This window comes from Priestia sp. P5_B4, from assembly GCF_056400385.1.
In genome coordinates, this window is record NZ_JBFULJ010000737.1 from 1 (window position 1) to 1,919 (window position 1,919).

The window sequence follows — 1,919 nt, forward strand, 5'->3', positions numbered from 1 at the left end:
CCATTCCCCAACCTCTCTTTCATTGACGTGATTTCATCTATGCCCTCTTGAGCATAAAACTTATTCCTTCTATAATGAATTCTACATGTAGAAGAAATCCCCCTTGTGCAGTGTCGCATTCAGTGAAAGATTTTATCTAGGCAAAAAGCGTTGCGACAATCATTGAGACAAATAAAATAGTTAAATAGTTTAGTGAGTAGATAAACATCATGCTAGCCCACTTTGTGTCTTCTTGTTTATTGTATTGAGCAAATCCTAAAAATAGCCATCCTATGTTTAAAACAGTGGCCAAAATTAGAAATGGAGTTCCTAATTGGTATAAATAAAGAGGTAATGGCAACAAACAAGCAATCCAAATGAGAATCTGTCGTTTTGTCAGCTCAAACCCGTGTACAACAGGCAACATAGGGATTCCCGCTGCCCGGTATTCTTCACATCTTCGCATAGCAAGAGCTAGAAAATGAGGGGGCTGCCAAATAAACATGATTAAAAATAATACCCAAGCCACTACATGTAAATTGGGATCRATAGCGKCCCATCCAATTAAAGGCGGGACAGCTCCTGATATACTTCCGATTACTGTATTAATTGTGTATAGTCTTTTGGACCACATGGTGTAAAGAACTACATATGTAAGTATTCCTGCTAATCCAATGAGAGCGGCTACTGAAGAAACAACTAGTAGCATAAGCAAGCCGGTTAACGTAAAACCGATTCCAATCCCAAGGACCGTCAAAGGTGTAAAACTCCCTGTCACTGTAGGTCGTCCCTTTGTTCGTTCCATTAGAGGGTCAATGTCACGATCTATGTAATTGTTCAAACTGCATGAACCGGCGATGATAAGTGAAGAACCTATTAAAGTAAAAAATGCTTTATCCAGGTTTTCTAAGAAGTGTTGTTCGTTGAAGAAAAGAGCTAGCCAAAAACCAGTAAAGGTGGTGATGAAATTCGAGTTGACTATTCCAATTTTAATCGTAGCTAAAAAATCTGACCAAACGGAACTATTTTCGCTTACATGAGCTGTGTTAGGCGATGCAGAAAGCGTTGAATCTTCCACCATTTTTGAATCTTCCATGGCGCTTCCTCCTTTACTCATCCACAGACTTTTATCTATCTAGTAAATAAAGAGTCTATAAATGAAGGCGTTTTCAACATATTTTTACAAAAATCTCCTCTTTGTTCACAAAGAAGTCATATTCCTCTCACCAAAGCTACTTAAAAGCTTCACATGTAAACGGTAAAATAGTAGAGAAATATCTATTTCTCATGTTTATTAAACCATATTTTGCCGTTACTTTGTGAAGAATTCATGAAAAAAATATGGATTTTTTTTGTCATGAGCTAAATGCATGTCCCTGTCACTTGTTAAAAGATATTTGTGCAAGTAAAATAGTTTTCTGTACGGTACCTTTTACATATCTGCAGAGTCAAACTCACGAATAAACCTTACACTTTCTACCATTATAACAAATTCAATCAAGTTTATGGAGAATAAATGAAATTTATGTTTAATATACAAAAAGATTAGGATAAATTGTTTAGCTCGTTATATTACTTACTTTGCTTTTAGGATGGTGATTATTGTGCGACTTGGATTAAAATTTTTATCCGTTGTGACGAGCATGGCCATGTTACTTATTCTGCTTGGCGGTGCCCTTGTCACGAAAACTGGTTCAGCAGACGGGTGCGGAGATTCTTGGCCTCTGTGTAATGGACAGCTCATTCCTGACCCTTTAACATTTGAAACCGTTGTTGAATTAAGCCACCGCTTAGTTTCTGGCGTGTCGGGCTTTCTTGTGCTCGCTTTATGCGTATGGGCATGGATTTCACTAGGGCATATAAAAGAAGTTAGACCTTTAGCGTTTATCTCTTTTTTCTTCCTAGTACTGCAAGCATTAATTGGGGCCGCTGCCGTTATG

Annotated in this window: 2 protein-coding genes; one reads left to right on the forward strand and one right to left on the reverse strand. The window is 37.7% G+C overall.

Going from position 1 to position 1,919, the window contains the following annotated elements; translation table 11 throughout:
• Window positions 1-136: 136 nt before the first annotated feature.
• The gene (cyoE, locus tag AC1DRF_RS25355) at window positions 137-1,075 is read right to left on the reverse strand and encodes a heme o synthase (RefSeq protein WP_477741994.1); all 939 of its coding nucleotides are present in this window, start codon (window positions 1,073-1,075) and stop codon (window positions 137-139) included.
• Between the two features lie 508 nt (window positions 1,076-1,583).
• On the opposite strand from cyoE, the gene AC1DRF_RS25360 reads away from it, so the two are divergent.
• The coding region (locus tag AC1DRF_RS25360; protein ID WP_477741995.1) for a COX15/CtaA family protein at window positions 1,584-1,919 on the forward strand (336 nt) is incomplete at its 3' end.